21 protein-coding genes and 1 pseudogene are annotated in these 15,677 nt (G+C 59.7%); 3 read left to right on the top strand and 19 right to left on the bottom strand.

Annotated elements, in window-relative coordinates; all coding sequences use genetic code 11:
* Nucleotides 1-3: 3 nt before the first annotated feature.
* The 4 genes from IPK17_RS11495 to IPK17_RS11480 are packed head-to-tail and all read right to left on the bottom strand — an operon-like array spanning nucleotide 4 to nucleotide 1,778.
* Complete coding sequence (locus tag IPK17_RS11495; protein ID WP_343417829.1) at nucleotides 4-783, bottom strand: hypothetical protein; 780 nt, start codon at nucleotides 781-783, stop codon at nucleotides 4-6.
* The gene (locus IPK17_RS11490; RefSeq protein ID WP_343417828.1) at nucleotides 732-890 is read right to left on the bottom strand and encodes a hypothetical protein; all 159 of its coding nucleotides are present in this window, start codon (nucleotides 888-890) and stop codon (nucleotides 732-734) included. The genes IPK17_RS11495 and IPK17_RS11490 overlap by 52 nt, the downstream gene beginning before the upstream one ends.
* On the bottom strand, nucleotides 890-1,345 hold the full coding sequence (locus tag IPK17_RS11485) for an NB-ARC domain-containing protein (protein WP_343417827.1): 456 nt from the start codon (nucleotides 1,343-1,345) through the stop codon (nucleotides 890-892). Before IPK17_RS11485 ends, IPK17_RS11490 begins: the two co-directional genes overlap by 1 nt.
* Before the next feature lie 40 nt (nucleotides 1,346-1,385).
* Nucleotides 1,386-1,778: a toll/interleukin-1 receptor domain-containing protein gene (locus IPK17_RS11480; protein WP_343417826.1), complete on the bottom strand. Its 393-nt coding sequence runs from the start codon at nucleotides 1,776-1,778 to the stop codon at nucleotides 1,386-1,388.
* A 523-nt stretch (nucleotides 1,779-2,301) separates the two neighbouring features.
* Between IPK17_RS11480 and IPK17_RS11475 the strand changes: the two genes are divergently transcribed.
* A complete protein-coding gene (locus IPK17_RS11475) occupies nucleotides 2,302-2,652 on the top strand; it encodes a single-stranded DNA-binding protein (RefSeq protein WP_343417825.1) in 351 nt (116 codons plus the stop codon).
* A gap of 258 nt (nucleotides 2,653-2,910) precedes the next feature.
* Here IPK17_RS11475 and IPK17_RS40495 read toward each other — a convergent pair whose 3' ends face one another.
* From IPK17_RS40495 to IPK17_RS11430, 12 genes are all read right to left on the bottom strand, one after another.
* Nucleotides 2,911-3,141 carry a WD40 repeat domain-containing protein gene (locus IPK17_RS40495; protein ID WP_350341622.1) on the bottom strand — a complete coding sequence of 77 codons (231 nt, stop codon included), beginning with the start codon at nucleotides 3,139-3,141 and terminating at the stop codon, nucleotides 2,911-2,913.
* A gap of 39 nt (nucleotides 3,142-3,180) precedes the next feature.
* A complete protein-coding gene (locus IPK17_RS40490; protein ID WP_350341621.1) occupies nucleotides 3,181-3,558 on the bottom strand; it encodes a WD40 repeat domain-containing protein in 378 nt (125 codons plus the stop codon).
* A complete protein-coding gene (locus tag IPK17_RS40485) occupies nucleotides 3,545-3,706 on the bottom strand; it encodes a WD40 repeat domain-containing protein (protein ID WP_350341620.1) in 162 nt (53 codons plus the stop codon). Before IPK17_RS40485 ends, IPK17_RS40490 begins: the two co-directional genes overlap by 14 nt.
* A gap of 63 nt (nucleotides 3,707-3,769) precedes the next feature.
* A complete protein-coding gene (locus IPK17_RS11470) occupies nucleotides 3,770-5,737 on the bottom strand; it encodes a WD40 domain-containing protein (RefSeq protein ID WP_343417824.1) in 1,968 nt (655 codons plus the stop codon).
* Nucleotides 5,738-5,774: 37 nt separating this feature from the next.
* The gene (locus IPK17_RS11465) at nucleotides 5,775-6,074 is read right to left on the bottom strand and encodes an NB-ARC domain-containing protein (RefSeq protein ID WP_343417880.1); all 300 of its coding nucleotides are present in this window, start codon (nucleotides 6,072-6,074) and stop codon (nucleotides 5,775-5,777) included.
* 125 nt (nucleotides 6,075-6,199) lie between these two features.
* Nucleotides 6,200-6,676 carry a toll/interleukin-1 receptor domain-containing protein gene (locus IPK17_RS11460; RefSeq protein ID WP_343417823.1) on the bottom strand — a complete coding sequence of 159 codons (477 nt, stop codon included), beginning with the start codon at nucleotides 6,674-6,676 and terminating at the stop codon, nucleotides 6,200-6,202.
* 346 nt (nucleotides 6,677-7,022) lie between these two features.
* On the bottom strand, nucleotides 7,023-7,187 hold the full coding sequence (locus IPK17_RS11455) for a hypothetical protein (RefSeq protein WP_343417822.1): 165 nt from the start codon (nucleotides 7,185-7,187) through the stop codon (nucleotides 7,023-7,025).
* 299 nt (nucleotides 7,188-7,486) lie between these two features.
* On the bottom strand, nucleotides 7,487-8,941 hold the full coding sequence (locus tag IPK17_RS11450; RefSeq protein WP_343417821.1) for an apiosidase-like domain-containing protein: 1,455 nt from the start codon (nucleotides 8,939-8,941) through the stop codon (nucleotides 7,487-7,489).
* 119 nt (nucleotides 8,942-9,060) lie between these two features.
* Nucleotides 9,061-9,471: a carbohydrate ABC transporter permease gene (locus IPK17_RS11445; RefSeq protein WP_343417820.1), complete on the bottom strand. Its 411-nt coding sequence runs from the start codon at nucleotides 9,469-9,471 to the stop codon at nucleotides 9,061-9,063.
* Between the two features lie 413 nt (nucleotides 9,472-9,884).
* On the bottom strand, nucleotides 9,885-10,550 hold the full coding sequence (locus IPK17_RS11440; protein ID WP_343417819.1) for a carbohydrate ABC transporter permease: 666 nt from the start codon (nucleotides 10,548-10,550) through the stop codon (nucleotides 9,885-9,887).
* Between the two features lie 91 nt (nucleotides 10,551-10,641).
* Nucleotides 10,642-10,815, bottom strand: coding sequence for a hypothetical protein (locus tag IPK17_RS11435; protein WP_343417818.1), 174 nt, complete (start codon nucleotides 10,813-10,815; stop codon nucleotides 10,642-10,644).
* A gap of 107 nt (nucleotides 10,816-10,922) precedes the next feature.
* Nucleotides 10,923-11,918 (bottom strand): ABC transporter substrate-binding protein, encoded by a 996-nt coding sequence (locus IPK17_RS11430; protein WP_343417817.1) that lies wholly within the window; start codon nucleotides 11,916-11,918, stop codon nucleotides 10,923-10,925.
* 439 nt (nucleotides 11,919-12,357) lie between these two features.
* Here IPK17_RS11430 and IPK17_RS11425 point away from each other — a divergent pair, with 439 nt between their 5' ends.
* Nucleotides 12,358-12,651 (top strand): hypothetical protein, encoded by a 294-nt coding sequence (locus IPK17_RS11425; RefSeq protein WP_343417816.1) that lies wholly within the window; start codon nucleotides 12,358-12,360, stop codon nucleotides 12,649-12,651.
* Between the two features lie 294 nt (nucleotides 12,652-12,945).
* Complete coding sequence (locus IPK17_RS11420) at nucleotides 12,946-13,575, top strand: response regulator (protein ID WP_343417815.1); 630 nt, start codon at nucleotides 12,946-12,948, stop codon at nucleotides 13,573-13,575.
* On the opposite strand, the gene IPK17_RS11415 is transcribed toward IPK17_RS11420, so the two are convergent.
* From IPK17_RS11415 to IPK17_RS11405, 3 genes and pseudogenes are all read right to left on the bottom strand, one after another.
* Entirely contained in the window at nucleotides 13,544-14,650 is a 1,107-nt protein-coding gene (locus IPK17_RS11415) for an ATP-binding protein (RefSeq protein ID WP_343417879.1), read from the bottom strand. The genes IPK17_RS11420 and IPK17_RS11415 overlap by 32 nt on opposite strands.
* Nucleotides 14,651-14,819: 169 nt before the next feature.
* Nucleotides 14,820-15,089: pseudogene (locus IPK17_RS11410) on the bottom strand (sensor histidine kinase); the annotation flags it as partial.
* 422 nt (nucleotides 15,090-15,511) lie between these two features.
* Nucleotides 15,512-15,673, bottom strand: a complete 162-nt coding sequence (locus tag IPK17_RS11405) for a hypothetical protein (protein ID WP_343417814.1) — start codon at nucleotides 15,671-15,673, stop codon at nucleotides 15,512-15,514.
* Between the last annotated feature and the right edge of the window lie 4 nt (nucleotides 15,674-15,677).

The following is a 15,677-nucleotide window of genomic DNA, read 5'->3' as shown; positions in this document are numbered from 1 at the left end:
TTTTCACTGGCGCAGCGATTTGAAGATGTTCCGTAGCCCCGTACTGCCGCTTAGCGTCCGTAGTGCTTCCTCGTCCGGAAGTGCCTCAACCGCCTTTATGAGGTCGTTTTCAGCGGCATAGGGATCGCGCAGGTGTGTTTTACGCGCCACGTAGCGCAGATCCGTCATCGTGCGCGCCAGTTCGTCCCGCCGCTCGGCCTCAATTAAGTGGTAGACGAGTTCATCCCATAGGTACGGTTCCTCGGCAGGCAAGTCTGCCCAGCGCGTCACACCATAGGTGTCGAGGAAGCGACCGTGAATGGCGGGCAGCGATTTTTCGCCATATTCTAGCGGCGATTGCTCCGATAGGCGTAAGAAACCGCGCACGACGTCGTGCAGGCGAATAGTGCGACGCGTCGCGTCGAAGCGCAGCAGGAGTGATAGATCGAGCAGTCGCTCAACCAGCCGCTCGGTCGCTACTGCCTTCATGCGCCACAGCTTTTCCAGTGCAGGTAGGGGAATATCGTCGTCTTCAGGAAAGATTGCCAGTTCGGCGAAGCGCTGGAGCTCGCGTTCATCCAGCAAGCGCAGGCTCACACCGAGCGTGCTGGCGACTGCGCAGTGTCGGTCTGCTGATTTGTTGGCATCAAACGCCGTCAAACCGAGTTCGTCCAACACTTCCTCGACGTAATCGAGCGCAGCAGCAAGGCGTTGCTTCTTCACTTCAACGCGATTGCGCAGCGCGCCGTTAACTAGCGTGAGCAGCAGCGCCCATCCGCCCAACCGATCCGCCAACCGCGCCATGCGTTCCGCTTCGCCGTCAGGAGTCCGGCGCGCAGCAGGGCGTTCGCTTCACCTTCACGCATCGCATCCACATCGACACGCTGCATCAGGCGGGAGCGTCCCGGCATCACGCGTGGTGATCAGGCGGGCACAGCGCTCGCCGCGTGAGGAACGGCTTGACGTGTGCCGGATCCCAGGCATCGTCGATCACCAGCAGGATGTCCCGATCCGCCAGCGCCTTAGAGAGTTCAGTTTTCGCCGCATCTAGGCCACTGACCGCCGGACGTGCCCCGGTGAGCGCGACCACCAGATCGAGCACGCGCCCGGTCAGGTCACCGGGATTCTCGCCCAACGTTACCCAGAGTATGCCGTCGTCAAACGCCTGCTGAATATGCTCGTGATGGCAGAGGGCGCGGGCGAGCGTTGTCTTGCCGTAGCCCCCCGCCCCCTTGAGAGCCGCCGTGAGCGCCACCGGGTTTTCGCGCTTTCCGTCGAGTAAGTGCGCGATAAGCGCGTCGAGTTCCTCCGGGCGCGCCACAAAATCGCCAGGCAAGTCTTCAACCATGAAAGGTACGCGCGGCACTGCGCAATCCCTGCGTAGATGGGCAAGTAGTGTTGTCCATTCATCGCCGCGTTCGAAGCGCATCCGGGTCGTAGCCGAGGTCGTAGAAGTGCATGTCGCGCATCCAGCGGGGCAGTGTCCCGATCAAGCTGTCGAAGTCCGTCTTTGACCCTGCCTTGACCGGATAAACGCAAACCCCTTCCTGCCGCGCCAGCCGCCATTCTTTCTTGACGAACTCGGAGCGCATGGCGGCGGGGGTCATGAGCAGCACGAGGAAGCGCGCCCGCTTGATCGCCGCCTCGAGCTGCAGCCACCAATCGCTGCCGCCTTCCAGCAGCACGTGATCCTGATCGACGGGGACGCCCGCTACTTCCAGCTTGCTTCGGAGCTTGGCGGCGAAATCCGCGCCGTCCTTACGCGAATAGGAGATGAAGACGTGGGGCTGAATGTCCATGTTTGTTCTCACTAAAGACGGAATTGTCATAAAGCGTTTGCTTGTCTCTATGAACACGATTATAGCCATATCCTCCGGCTACACGCATTCGCTTTCTGCTCCCTGGCAAAGTAGCTCTGTGTATTTCTAGGCTGCCAGTTTCATGCTGCCGCGTGGTGGGCGGGGCGCTCAAAACGTTTCTTCTTTCCCCTGCTTACATCGGTTCGCTGATTTCTCTGATCGTCTGCTGCGTCTGATACCATGATCCATTTGTGCCTTGTGCTTCACCTCTCCGACCCCAAAACGTGCCGATTAGTCGCCTACAGCCTAGCAGGCGCAGTGCCGGGTTCAACCTCGTAGTCGTGCTGCTCGGTCGCTGACGGCGTTTTCTCCAGGCTTGTGCCGCTTCGCTCACCGAAAACGCCGAGCGCCTTACAGGTGACCCGGCACTTTATCGCGCCGGCTGCTGGTCGCTCAGCAATCGGCACCGGGTCGATAGAGTGTAAGCGCTCAAGCGCGGAGGTAAGTCATGGGTGCGGTCTCGGTGTTCAGATTGCCGGTTTCGTCGGCGGCGATCCGCAGGTGCGGCGGGTTGGGAACAGAGCGTCGCATCGTTCTCGGTGGCGGTCGGCCGCAGAATCGCGCGGGCGAGAAGCAGACCCTGTGGGTGCGCGTCAACTGCTGGAACAAGCTGTCCGACGTGGCAGCGCAGTACGTGCGCAAGGGTTCGCTGGTGCAGGTGACAGCCGAATGGCTGCGCCCGGGCGCGTGGGTTGATCAGGGCGGCACGCCGCAGCCGAGCCTTGACATCGATGCTAACCGTCTCGTCCTGCTGGATCGCGTCCAGAACGGCGACGCTGAGCATAGTGAGATCGGGGAACAAATCCCGTTCTGAGGCGGATCAGTCCACAGCGGTGCTGTCACGTGAGTGGCAGCACCGCTTTTCTTAAGCTGCTTTGGGGTTCACGAGCGCGGCGCGCTATTTCATCGAATAAACATCGCAATCGCGTTGAAATACGCCTCCATTCCGACGTGCATCTGATCACTATAACGCACGCCGGGGATACCCAGAACTGGGTTGCTCTTCGCAAGAGAATTTGACTGAGATGACGATCTCTTCTTATTCCAACCAACGTAAACCAATATATATAACCTAAATTACCTCCTGCGACAATTCGCTTGCTATTCGGTGACCAGACGCAGCAACGGAGGTTACGTCAGCGTAGAAAGTGGCATAACAGACACCGTGTTCAATATCCCAGACCTTTAGGCTTTTGTCATCGGAAGCGCTTAGGATCCAACGTCCATTTGGGCTGTAGGCTGCACTAGTCACACGCGAAGTATGCCCTTTGAGGACAGAGCGCACTTCCCTATTCCGCCGCATTCCACACCCACACCGTGTTGTCATCGCACGCGCTCACGATCAATGCCCGTCCGGACTGTAGCTCGCGCTATTAACATAATCAGGCAATTCGAGAATTGGGCGTTGATGCCCGCTCTCAGCATCGAACACCCGCACAGTCCTGTCGCGGGAGGCGGTAACAATTGAACTCCCATCTGGACTATATGCCGCGCTGTTCACAACCCTATAATGTCCTTTAAGTGTGACCAAGAGCTCACCGCTCTTGGCATTCCATACCTGTACAGCGTTGTTTATTCCTCCAATCGATCCGGAGGAGCTGATTACGCACAACCCGTCGGGCGCGTATGCTACACTGTGCAGCTCAGTTGTATCTTCTTGGAAGGCAAGCTCAAGTTTCCATGTCGCTTCCCTTTGTGCCACATTTTTATTCACCGTCATCAGACGCGCTGACGATATGTGTTCCATCTGGACTGAATGCGGCACTGGTCACGATGTTACGGTGTCCTTCGAGGGTAGCTATGGTCTCGCCGCTCTCTGCGTCCCAGACCTTAAGTGTTTCCCAAGAAGCACTGACGATGCATCCCATCAGAAACGTAGGCCACACTGTTAATGTCAAGTTTATGCCAATACTTTGTAGGTGGATCGCTGCTTATTTGGAGTGAAGCGCCAGCGATAAGGTCGACTCCCATACTCTCACTGTTCCATCCGACGATGCGCTGACAATGTGTCTTCCATCTGGGCTATATACTGCGCTATTTACCTCACTGGTATGCCCCGTTAAGGTAAACAGGATCCCACCGTTCTCCGCATCCCACACCTTGATTGTCCTGTCGCTGGATGCGGTAACGATCCGCTTCCCATCGGGACTGAACGCCGCGCTGTTTACCTCCAAATTGTGCCCTTCTAGAGTGAGCAGGAGCGCACCGTTCTCTGTGTCCCATACTCGCACAGTGTAATTGTAGTACAATCCTTGACTTGAGGTTGAGGTGCCAGCAATGTACTTCCCACTCGGGCTAAACGCCGCGCTGCTTACTACTCCCAGTTTATTTTCAAGCGTGAGTAGGAGCACACCGGTTTCCGCATCCCATATACGTACAGTTCCGTCATTGGATGGGGTAACGATTCGCTTCCCATCGGGACTGAACGCCGCGCTGTTTACCCCCAAATTGTGCCCTTCCAGAGTGAGCAGGAGCGCACCGGTTTCCGCATCCCATACACGCACAGTCCTGTCACGAGATGCGCTGACGATCCGCTTCCCATCGGGACTGAACGCCGCGCTGGCCAAACCAGACTCGTGCCCTTGCAGGGTGAGTAGGAGCGCACCGGTTTCCGCATCCCATACACGCACAGTCCTGTCACGAGATGCGCTGACGATCCGCGCCCCGTCTGGGCTAAACGCTGCAACAACCACTGAGTAAATATGCCCTTCGAGTGTAACCAAGATCCTGCCGTTGTCCCCGTTCCACACATTGATCGTAGGCCTGTGCCACGATGCGCTGACGATGCGTCTTCCGTCGGGACTGTAGGCGGCGTAGGTTACCATATCAATGTGCTCAGTCAGAGTGCGAATCAGAGCTGGGTGTGGCAGGTCGGGGGGGGGGTGATGCGAGGTGATGAAGTGCTTTGCTTCCGCTTCAACGGCTTGACACGCTGGCTTCAGCGAGGCGATATGGCTCAGGCGAGTGTGCAGCGTCGCCAGTACATCGTTCACGGATTCGCAGCGGGCGAGGATGTGCGCCATATTACGGTAACTGCGTTCCAGCAGTTTGAGCGCATCCGCATGCGGATGTTCGTTCAAGCGGGCTAATGTCGCCCCCGTTTCGATGTCCGCTTCGACACTCATTATGCCGCGATGGAGGGTTTTCGTTGCCAAAAAGCGCAAGTCCAGCACCGTTGTGATAAAGTCTTCGCCGCGCGCCGCTTCGATCAGGTGATATGTGAGGTTATCCCACATGTAAGGTTCGTCGGGCGGCATATCACGCCAATGGGCGATGCCATAGCGATCCAGAAATGCGACATTGGCGGCGATCAGCTTTTCCGCACCGCCGATTAACTGCTCACGCAGATAGGCGCGGATCACGTCGTGCAGGGCTACGGTGTGCGTCTGCAAGTTGTAACTCAGCAGCAGCGACAGCCGGTTCAGTGCCGCGCAAGTCTCCTCCACGTCCAGATCATCGCAGTCCCATGCTTTTTCGAGTGTCGCAAACGGGATCGCTGTATCTTCGGGGAAGATCGCGAGCCGTATGAACCATTCACGCCGTTGGCTGTTGAGCCGTTCCAAGCTCAAGCTGAGGCTGGCATCGACGGCACGGTTGCGATCCGTACTGTTTTCAACCTGAATCGCCTTTGTGATCCCGCGTTTGTCGAAGGCGCGCTTCAGGTAATCGAGCGCTTTTTCCAGCGGCTCTCCGTCGTGCATCCGGTCGTGCAAGATGCTGTTCGTCAGTTTGAGCAGCAGCGGATACTCACCCAAAAGCGCTGCCATCCGTGCCAGTTCGTCGCGCAGCGCGTCGACTTGATTGGCTGACAGCCCGTAGGCAATCAGCGTAAAAGCTTCGTCGCCTGTCATCTGGTTCACAGAGATGGGGTGTGTCCCCGGCGGCAGCGTGTCGCCCATGCGCGTCGTGATCAACCTCGCGACCCGTTCCCCACCTTCAAGGAATGGACGGATGTAATCGGCGTTCCACATCATCGATCACCAGCAGGATGTCGCGATCTGCCAGTAGTTCGCGCAGGCGGGTTTTCGCCGCTTCGAGCGTCGGCGCATTTGCCCGCTCTCCACTTAAGGCGAAGATCAGACTTTCAAGCTGCTCGCGCACAGTATCGTAAGTGGCGCTTTCGCCGAGCGTAATCCACAGGATGCCGTCGTCGAAGGCTTCTTGGATGCGCTCGTCGTGGCAGATCGCCCGCGCCAGTGTGGTCTTGCCGTAGCCGCCTGCGCCCTTGAGCGCCAGCGCGCTCGTGATCGCTTCGGCTCGCCTCGGTCGGTATCTAGCAGCAGATCAATCAACGCGTTATATTCCTTGCTGCGTTGAATATACACGCCCAAATCGTCTGCCATGAACGGCACACGGGAACTTCACAGAGTGCGCGGATCGTTGAGGAAGCGCAGCCAGTTGGAACTGTGCTCGAAGTGCTCAGTATCCTGCCCCAGATCGTAGAAATGCACATCGCGCATCCAGCGGGGAAGCGCGTTGAGCAGGATATCAAACTCCGATGACTGCGTAGCGATCACCGGGTAGACGCACACGCCCTGCTGTCGAGCGTAGCGCCATTCTTTGCGGACCGTCTTGCTCTGCATGGCGGCAGGCGTCATGACCAAAACGAGAAACTCGACGCGGTTGATCGCATCTTGGATCTGCATCCACCAATCGCGCCCACCCTCCATGCCCACGATATCCTGCCAGCAGGGAATGTTTTCGCGTTCGAGGCGGTCGCGCAGTTTCCCGGCAAAGTGCTTGCCATCTCTACGCGCATAGCTGATGAATACGCCTTCTTTTTGTTTACGCGGCTTGCCAGCCCCCGCCACGTCGCCGATCTCCACTCGATCCGCCATGACCGCCTCTGTTACTGAGCTCTTTAATTATAGGGGAGTATAGCAAGTAGCTATTTAAGCGGCGATAAAAGGGGGGATACTACACTTTACAGGAGGAGAGGCTGGTTCATGATGACGAGTTCACTGCATGTACCCTGACGCGCGAACTCAAGGTCTTTGTAACCCTCAAAGTTGGCACTGGATAGACTGATGCGGAAGGGAAACAAACACGGTGCAGCCAAAACATCTTTGAATTCACGTATTTCCAGACTGTTTCCCACCATGAATGCTTCGAGTAACCAGAGCTCAAGTGGACCTGAGGGGCGTCGTTCCGTTTCCTAGTCTTTCGACACCATTTGCAGTCCTACTATCTCGACACGCCGCCGCGCTGCGACTGCATCCCAACAAAGATCAGCTCCGACAGATCATACTCGTACTGCGTGGAGACGGCTTCAGCTACCGCGAAATCGCAGTAGTGATTGGCCTCCATTGGACGCGCGTGGGGCAGGTGCTGAATCAAACCCGAAAACACTAACCGTCCAACAACTCGGACAGAGAGTCTATCGGAGAGCGATATCCATATGGGAATGCGCCCAAGTTCGACTCGTGCAACCAGTTCTCCCATCACACCCGCGACGGTGACAGAATGATCAAAAGCCGAGGCGACCAGTCTCGTTTGCTGAATGTGCGCAAAGTTGCTCAAGACGGTGTTGTCGATGACTGCGGCGATAATTCTGGGAACGTTTTGCCCTGCTGACCTAGACGTGCGCCGGTCAACCGGCGAAAAATGGATTCAGCAGCGGACGGTGAAATCCGCTGCTGAACGTACCGCTATGCGCGCACAACCAGTAACCAGTCCTGTGAGTCCGGCGCGGTGAAGCATCCTGACGCCCCTTCCGCCGGATGGGATGCTCCCGTGCGCGGATCGAACCACGTGGCGTGAGGGGGATCGGGCAGGCGTGACATAGCGAGTTCGACGGTGCCGCCCGCAGGCAGATACACCAGCGCCAGCGATCCGTCCGGCACGCGCGCCGCCGTGATCGCGTGTGCAATCGGCGAATCGGTCGGTGCGACGACGAGGGCCGGATCGGGCTGAAGCTGCCACCAGTTGGCGGAGGTGAAGCACGCCAGCAGGTGACGCATCTGCTCGGCACCCGGCATGTGGAGCGCCTGCCGCCAGTGCAGCGGAATCCCGGACATTTCATGGGCGACGGGCGGCGCGGTGCCGTCATCCCAGCCCCATACACCGTGTCCGCCGTAAGTCACGCCCGCCATCGGCGACACGAGCAGACTCCAGTACATCGCGCGGCGCACGTCGTAAGCCTCAAAGCGGCGGGATCGGTCAGCGATGTCGAGGTGATATTCGTAGTTCGGTTCCAGGTTGATGATCGGGCGCGCGGGTTCTGCCGTCCAGTCGGACGCGGGCGCGCCGCGCACGATCCACGCCAGCGAATCAGGATCGCCGAAGTGACAGCTTTGATAGCCCAGAAAGTCGAGCCAATCCTCGTGGCGGAAATCCGACCCGTACCACGACAGCCCGTTGGGGTGAAGCGTGACCGGGGCATGAGGCGCGCCGTCGAACACCGCTCGACCGATGCGCCGCCAGCGATCGGCCTTCACGCCGAGATAGTTTCCATCGCCAGGGAGTATCCAGCAGACGTGATTCGCGCCCCAGCGCGCCACCATATAGCGCGCCAGCAGGATCGCCTGATCTTCGGGCAGCGTCAGGCCGGGATTGATCGCCATTACCGTCGGGTCGCCCCACTCCGCCGCCCACAACAGCACCGGGACGCTCAACAGCCCCGCCGCGTTCAGGCTGTCCTGTTTGGCATCAAGGCGCTGAAACACGTCCGGCTTGACGGAGATGCGCTCGTGGCCTTCGAACGGCAGCGCCCCGGTCAGGTCGCCGTCGGGCGCGGAAATCCACTGCGTCGCCACCCACTGCACGGTATTGAAACCCTGGTCGATGCGGGCGTTGAGGTATTCTGCCCACTCGTCAGAGGTGGCGCGCAGCGGGCCGTTCCAGCACGTATCCGCCAACCAGAAAAACGGCGTGCCGTCCGCGTGAGCGAGATAACGGCGGTTGTCAGAGACTTGCACCGCCCCATGCCGATCGAAGCGCGTCGCGCCGTCGTTGGGTTCGCAGACGAACGCGCCGCGCTGGGCGTTCAAACCGGCATCGGTGCTGGCGCATTCGTAATGCCACGCGCCGATCTGGTCGGGCATGAAGCGGACGTGAAACGTGCGCCCTCCGTCCCAGAAGGCATCGACCGTGCGCGCGACCACTCGTGCGTGAACGTCACCGCCGCGCGCACCTCTTGCAGCGGGTTGGCATAATCGACGGCAGTTTGAAAGGCGGCCTCAAAACGCCCCCAGGCGCGACGCGGGTTTGAGTCATGGCAGACTTATCCTTTTAAGGCTCCGGTGGCAAGCCCGGAGACGAAGTAGCGTTGGAAGATAAGATACACGATCAGCACGGGCAAGATCGAGGTGACAACTGCCGCGTTCAACAATTGGTAGTTAGAGGAGAACTGTCCCTGAAAGGCACCGAAACTCAGCGGGATCGTCCACATATCTTTCGATTGCAGGATGACCAGGGCGATCGCGAATTCGTTCCATGTCGCCACGAAGTCGAGGATGGTCAGCGCCGCCAGTGCCGGAATCGCAATCGGCAGGATCACGCGCCAGAACAGGACGAAGTTGGTGCAGCCGTCGATGCGCGCGGCTTCGTCCAGTTCGCGCGGAATCGACTTGAAGAAGCCGTTGAGCAGAAACACCTGATACGGCACGCCGAAGGCGATGTACGGGAGAATCACGCCGATATAGGTGTTCAGCAGGTTCAGCCCCCAGCATCATCGTGAACAACGGCCCTAAAGCGACCTGTACCGGGATCATCGATCCCATGATGAGGAACAGGAACAGCGTTCTGCGCCCGCGAAAGCGCAGACGCGACAGCGCGAACGCCGCCAGCGCCGAGATTAGCAGCCCGGCGGGGACTTTGATCACGCTGATAATCAGGCTGTTCAGGCCGAACAATTCGATGTTGCCACGATCCCACGCCTGCACGTAATTGTCAAAGCGCCATACCTGCGGCGGCATGTACGAGGGATTGCTGTACATGTCGCTCGTCGTCTTGAGCGAGGTGAAAGATGACAGGCCGATCAGCGTGGGATCGATGCGCCGTTCGAGTCTGCGCGGCTCACGGGCGGGGATAGACCGTGTTACTGCCTCAAAGGTCGCCATGATCATCCTCACCGCGCATCATCCAGCGAATATAAGGCACGACGATGACCAGCGTAATCAGCAGCAGAATGATCACGATTGCCATGCCCGCGCCGTAGTTACGAAGCTGCAACGCCTGGAAGTAGCCCCAGCTCCCCAGCACATGGGTCGATTGTCCGGGGCCGCCCGCCGTCAGGCCGTAGATGAGGTCGAAGACTTTGAGCGAGTTGATGATCGACAGCGAGATGACGATGATGAAGGTCTGGCGCAGCGAAGGCACAGTGACAAAGCGAAACGCCTGCCAGCGGTTCGCGCCATCGACTCGCGCCGCTTCGATCAGCTCGGTGCGGACGGTTTGCAATCCGGCGAGGAACAAGACCCTGTTGCCCCCGGTGGCCTGCCAGACGAAGGCCACGAACACCGAGAACAGGGCGACGTTGCGGTCGCCGAGCCAGTCCTGAATCAGATGCTCCTGTCCGATAGCGATCAGCACGGTATTGACGATGCCGAGCGACGGATTGTACATCCACGACCAGATCGACGCCACAGCGATCGAGGCGATCACAGCGGGGAGATAGAACACGGTGCGGAACAGAGCGCGACCGAAGAGGCGCTGGTTGAGCGCGATCGCCAGTCCCAGTCCCAGTCCCGTCGGGAAGATCAGCGAGAGCACTACCCAGATGGTGCTGTTCTGGAGCGCCCGCCAGAATACCGCATCGGCGGTCAGGACGTTGACGTAATTCGTCAGCCCGACGAACAGGCGGTCAGGCGAGAATGCCGTCCCAGCGATAGAAGCTCATCACCAGCGCGTTGAGCAGGGGGTAAATCCGCAGAACGCTGTACAGGATCAGGGCGGGAGCGAGAAACGGCAGCGCCCTGCCACCCAGGGTACGGCGTTCGCTGGCGGCGATGCTCTGTGCCGGAAACGTGGCCTGCATAAAAAGCCTCCGCAAAAAGCATAAGTTTCAAGAGGGAAAGAGGGTTGAAGCCTCTCCCTTGCGGAAGTGCTGCAACCCTCTGTGAGAACACACAGACTGACCGGGAATTAGCTTCCCTGCGCCGCCAGATAAGCGTCAATGTCGGCCTGGATCGCCGCGCCCGCCGCGCCTGATTCGATCACGCCCGCAACGACGTCATCGTTGACGCAGAAGTAGCTGCTGACAATTTCCAGCGGGAGCGCCTGATCGCCAGGCAGATAGATGCCGGGTGCGGTGTTGAGCGTCTCGCGCCATTCTGCCGTCAGCGCGTCGCTTTCTTCCGTCGGTTCAACCCCCACCGTCGGCGAGACGACCGAGAACTGACCGAGATAGCGGGTCTGGACTTCTGGCGAGGTGAAGTAGTCAAGGAAGGCGGCAGCCTCGTCCTTGTGTTCGCTGGTGCTGGTGATAAACAGCAGTTCGGTGAACGAGGACAAACGATCCGTCCCGGTCGGGAAGGGGAAGAAGCCCCAGTCGGACAGGTCTTCGCCCGCTTCTTTCAGCGCCCCGATCCACCACGTCCCTTCATAGGTCATGGCGGCGCGGCGCTGGAACAGCGGCACCGCCGGTTCGGTCGGGTCAACGCCGAGGAAGTTTTCCGGCACGTAGCCGCTGTTCACCCAGCGGCGGTATTCGGTATACGCCTGTTCAACGCACGGTTCTTCCGCCCAGTTCGCTTCCAGGTTGGTCAGGGTGTCGTGCATTTCCGCGCCGCAGAACGTTTCCACCAGCGAGTCGACCAGGCGCATGGGCATCCAGCCGAACTTCCCCGCCGTATACAGCGGCGTCACGCCCTGCGCAACGAGTGCGTCGTTGGCGGCAATCAGTTCTTCGTAGGTCTGCGGTTCTTCGGTGATTCCGGCCTGCTCGAACAGGGATTTGCGGTAGTACAGCCCCATGCCGTGAACGACGTAGGGAACGCCGTAGACCTGACCGTCAAATGTCCCCGAAGCGATCGAACCGGGGCTGAAACGCTCACCCAACCGTACTGCTCGTAGTAAGCCGTCAGCGGTTCGACGCCGCCGCTCGGTGTGTAGAAACCGCCCAGACCTTTGCCGCCCCACATGAAGTAGATGTCCGGGGCAGCCGAGGTGTTGATGGCGACGCGCATCGCTTCCTTGTGCCCATCGACGGTGCGGGTTTCCAGGGCGATACTCACGTTCGGGTTGGCGGCTTCATACTCGGCGATAATCGCTTCGGTGGGAGCGGTCCCGCCGGACTGCACGACCCACATGGTAAGCGTGACGGGTTGATCCTGGGCGATGACGCTTCCGAAGGACAACAGCAGGGAGAACAGAACGAACATCAGGTAAACAGCAAGTCTTGAACGAGGCATAGCTCCACTCCTTAAGTCTATTCCAAAGGGCGGGTTCAAAAGACCGAAACTCACTATAATCCATAGTACCTTTCAGTTCTAACAATCTTCTGCCATATTCCTGACAAGAATCCCGCGCATCAGCAGTCCAGCAGCGCGGGCAAGTTTGAAAGCAGCGCATTCCGGTGATGAGTTCACTTACGGAAGATGGATTCACCGACGCTTTGCACGAGTGCTTGCAGCACCTCTACGATTTTGCTTTTTTGCAGCAGCAGGCGCTGGTCGATGATCTGGTGCGCGACGCCCAGGGGCCGATGCGCGTGCAGGCTTTCCGCAGCCTGATCATCGACGCGATTGAACAGCTTCGCCCCGCCGACGATCTCGCGTTGAACACGTCCCGCGCGCTTTCACGCGCTGTTGGTGCAACGGTATGTCAAACAGCGTTCCTTGCAGGAGGTGTTGCAGCTTCTGTCGCTCAGTGAGCGCCAGTATTACCGTGATCACGCGAAAGCTATCCAGGCGCTGGCATCGCTGCTGTGGACAGGCGTACACGAGACGGGACACCCGGCGGATGATCACAACGTCCCCCGCGCCGATCTCGCTGCTCTCCGAAGTCGATCGCCTCCGCGCCGGTTACGGACAGCAGCAGCGCGAAACGCTGCAAACGGTGCTGCGCGGCGCGCTTTCGGCGCTGCGCGGCTTGATCGAGTCGCGCTCGCTACCCGTCGATCTGCTGATCGCCGAGGACGCCGCAGGGTTGGAAATCGATCGAGGTGGTGATCCGGCGGTTGTGCATCCTGATCCTGTCCCCGCTCGCGCTCAATGCACCGCCGGACAGCCGCCTCATTATCGCCCCGGAGCTTTCCCCGCAGCAGTGTTCGCTTCGGTTCACGCTGCTGCTGTCCGTAACCGGCGCGGAGGCGATCGAGCGGATCGCGCAGGAGGTCGCCGCGCAGGAGAGCATTCACGTCCTCGCCAACACCATCCATGCCCCGATCCATACAAGCTGTGAAGCGCAGGGCATTCACGTAACCCTGAATATCCCTCTGCATCAGAGTATGATCCTGATGATCGACGATAACCCGAACGTCAGGACGTTGTTCGAACGCTACCTGACCGGGACGCTGTACCGCATTGTCAGTGCCGCCGACGGCGAAACCGCGATTCGCCTGGCGCGCGAGATGCAGCCCGCGCTGATTCTGCTCGACATCATGATGCCGGGACTGGATGGCTGGGAAGTCCTGCAAAACCTCAAGAATCACCCGCTGACCGAGTCGATTCCGGTGCTGGTGTGTTCCGTGCTGGACGTTGCCGCCCTGTGCGCGCACTTCGGGGCAGATGGGTTTCTGCGCAAGCCGCCCGCACAGGACGAGTTCACGGCGCTGGTGTCGCACTGGTTGGGCTGACCACGTCGACCAGCGCCTCGACGCAGCGCACCAGCTCCAGCGGTTGAAAACCACCCTGTTTCGCCATCACCAGCGGCCCGCTGATCCTGGCGCTGATGGCATCCCCCGCGCCGCGCGCCGAGACGAGGATCAGCGGGATGTCGCGCAGTCTAGGATCGGCTTTGACGCGCTCAAGCACGCCAAAGCCGTCAAGATCGTGCATCATCAAGTCAACGATCACGGCGTCGGGGCGCTCGTGCTGCATGATCGCCAGCCCCTCTAACCCGCCGTAGGCTTTCCAGACGTGATCGATGCTGGGCATACTTTCCAGCATCAGACTGAGCAACCGCACCACCTCCGGGTCATCGTCGATCACCAGGGCGACGTGAACCTCTTTGCCACAGCGACTCAGCGCATCCTCAAGCACTTGTTTCGAAACCGGCTTGACCAGAAAACCCGTCAGGCCAATGTCGCGCAGCAGTCGCCTGCCGCTCAACGGCGGCAGTTTGATCGCGGCCAGCGCGTCCGAGGCGGCGGACACGATCGCATCCAGCGCGGCGCTGTCGTAGTCGGCCTCCACAACCAGCGCCGATGGCTGGATCGACCGTACCAGCGCCTCCACTTCGTCGGAGGTGCGTGCGGAGGTAGGACGGTGTTTGGCGCAGTAACGTCCAAAGAGGGACTGCACCGCCGGGTCGTCGTTAAGCACCACGAAATGCCTGCTGGCGGGTTTTTGCTGCACGGACGGATCCAGATTCGAATGCTGGCGCAGCATATGATTTTCGGTGGGCAGCAGGAGAGTGAACGTGCTGCCCTGTCCGCGCACACCCGCGCTCGCCACCGTCAGTGAGCCATCATGCAGGTCGATGAACTGCTTGCTTAGGGTCAGCCCCAGCCCCGACCCCTGTTTGGAGCGCGTATCGCCGGTGGGCGACTGGTAGAACTCGTCGAAGACGCGCTTCAAATCCTGCACGCTGATTCCCGCGCCCGTGTCGGCAACCTCGACGCGCAGATGGTCGTCGTCGTCCCTGGCGCGCAGCGTGACGCTCCCCTGTTCGGTGAAGTGAACGGCGTTCCCCAGCAGATTCAGCAGCACCTGACGAATGCGCACCCGGTCGATCCAGCAGGGCGGCAGCGCGTCCGGGACATCGACGACGAACTCTAACCCCTGACTGCGGATCGTCGCTGATCAAGCCCGCGGCTTCCAGAATCGTCTCGCGCACGTCGGTGCGTTCGCGAACAATGGACATATAGCCCGCTTCCACCTGCGAAATATCCAGTACATCATTGATCAGACTTTGAAGGTGCCGTGCGCTCTCGTAGATCGTCTGCACATCGCCCCGGTAACTCCCCGGCAGGGGAATGCCGTACACCTGCGGCGACTTGACCATGATCTCGCTGAAACCGACGATCAGGTTGATCGGCGTGCGGAATTCATGGCTGACGTGTGCTGCAAACCGCGCCTTGATCAGGCGCGCTTCTTCTGCGGCGTAGCGCGCGTGGCGAAGCTGCACATTGGCCTGATCGAGGCGCATCTGCGACTCGTTGAGCGCGTGCGTCAGGCGCATCAGCTCCCTGCGATGTTCGCGTGCTTCGCGCATCTGCTCATTGGCGTACTGCTGGTGCCCGGTCACCATCTCTAGCTGCCGCCTCCAGTTGAAGTGGATGATCACACTCATGCCCGACAGCAGCCACAGCACGGTCAGCGCGATCGCCGTCACATCCGAGTCACTGGCGAGTATGAATGCCGCCGAGAGGATCATCACGCCGAGCGCACGCGACGGGGAGATCAGTTGGAAGGCGAGAAACGGGATCAGCGCGAACACCAGCAGGAACAGGTCTGCGGAAGCCGCACGATAGCTCAGTGCTGCCCACACCCACAGCGCCGCGATCAGGGCGTACCTGCCGATCCCGCGCCAGTGTCCTTCGACCAGCACAGCCCCCACGCAAAGCAGCATCAGCATGAGCAGGCTGACCAGCGCCGACGAGGGGTAGGCCGCCACAGATAATTCACGCCCAGCAGGGCGATTTGCGCGCTGACGCCCAACAGCGCGGTCAGTTGGTAGAACAGATTCGGCGCAAGCCGTTCGTGATTCTGAACCTGATGATCCATCGCCATTGTC

This window comes from Candidatus Flexifilum breve (genome assembly GCF_016713355.1).
This window is presented reverse-complemented; position numbering and strand designations above follow the sequence as displayed.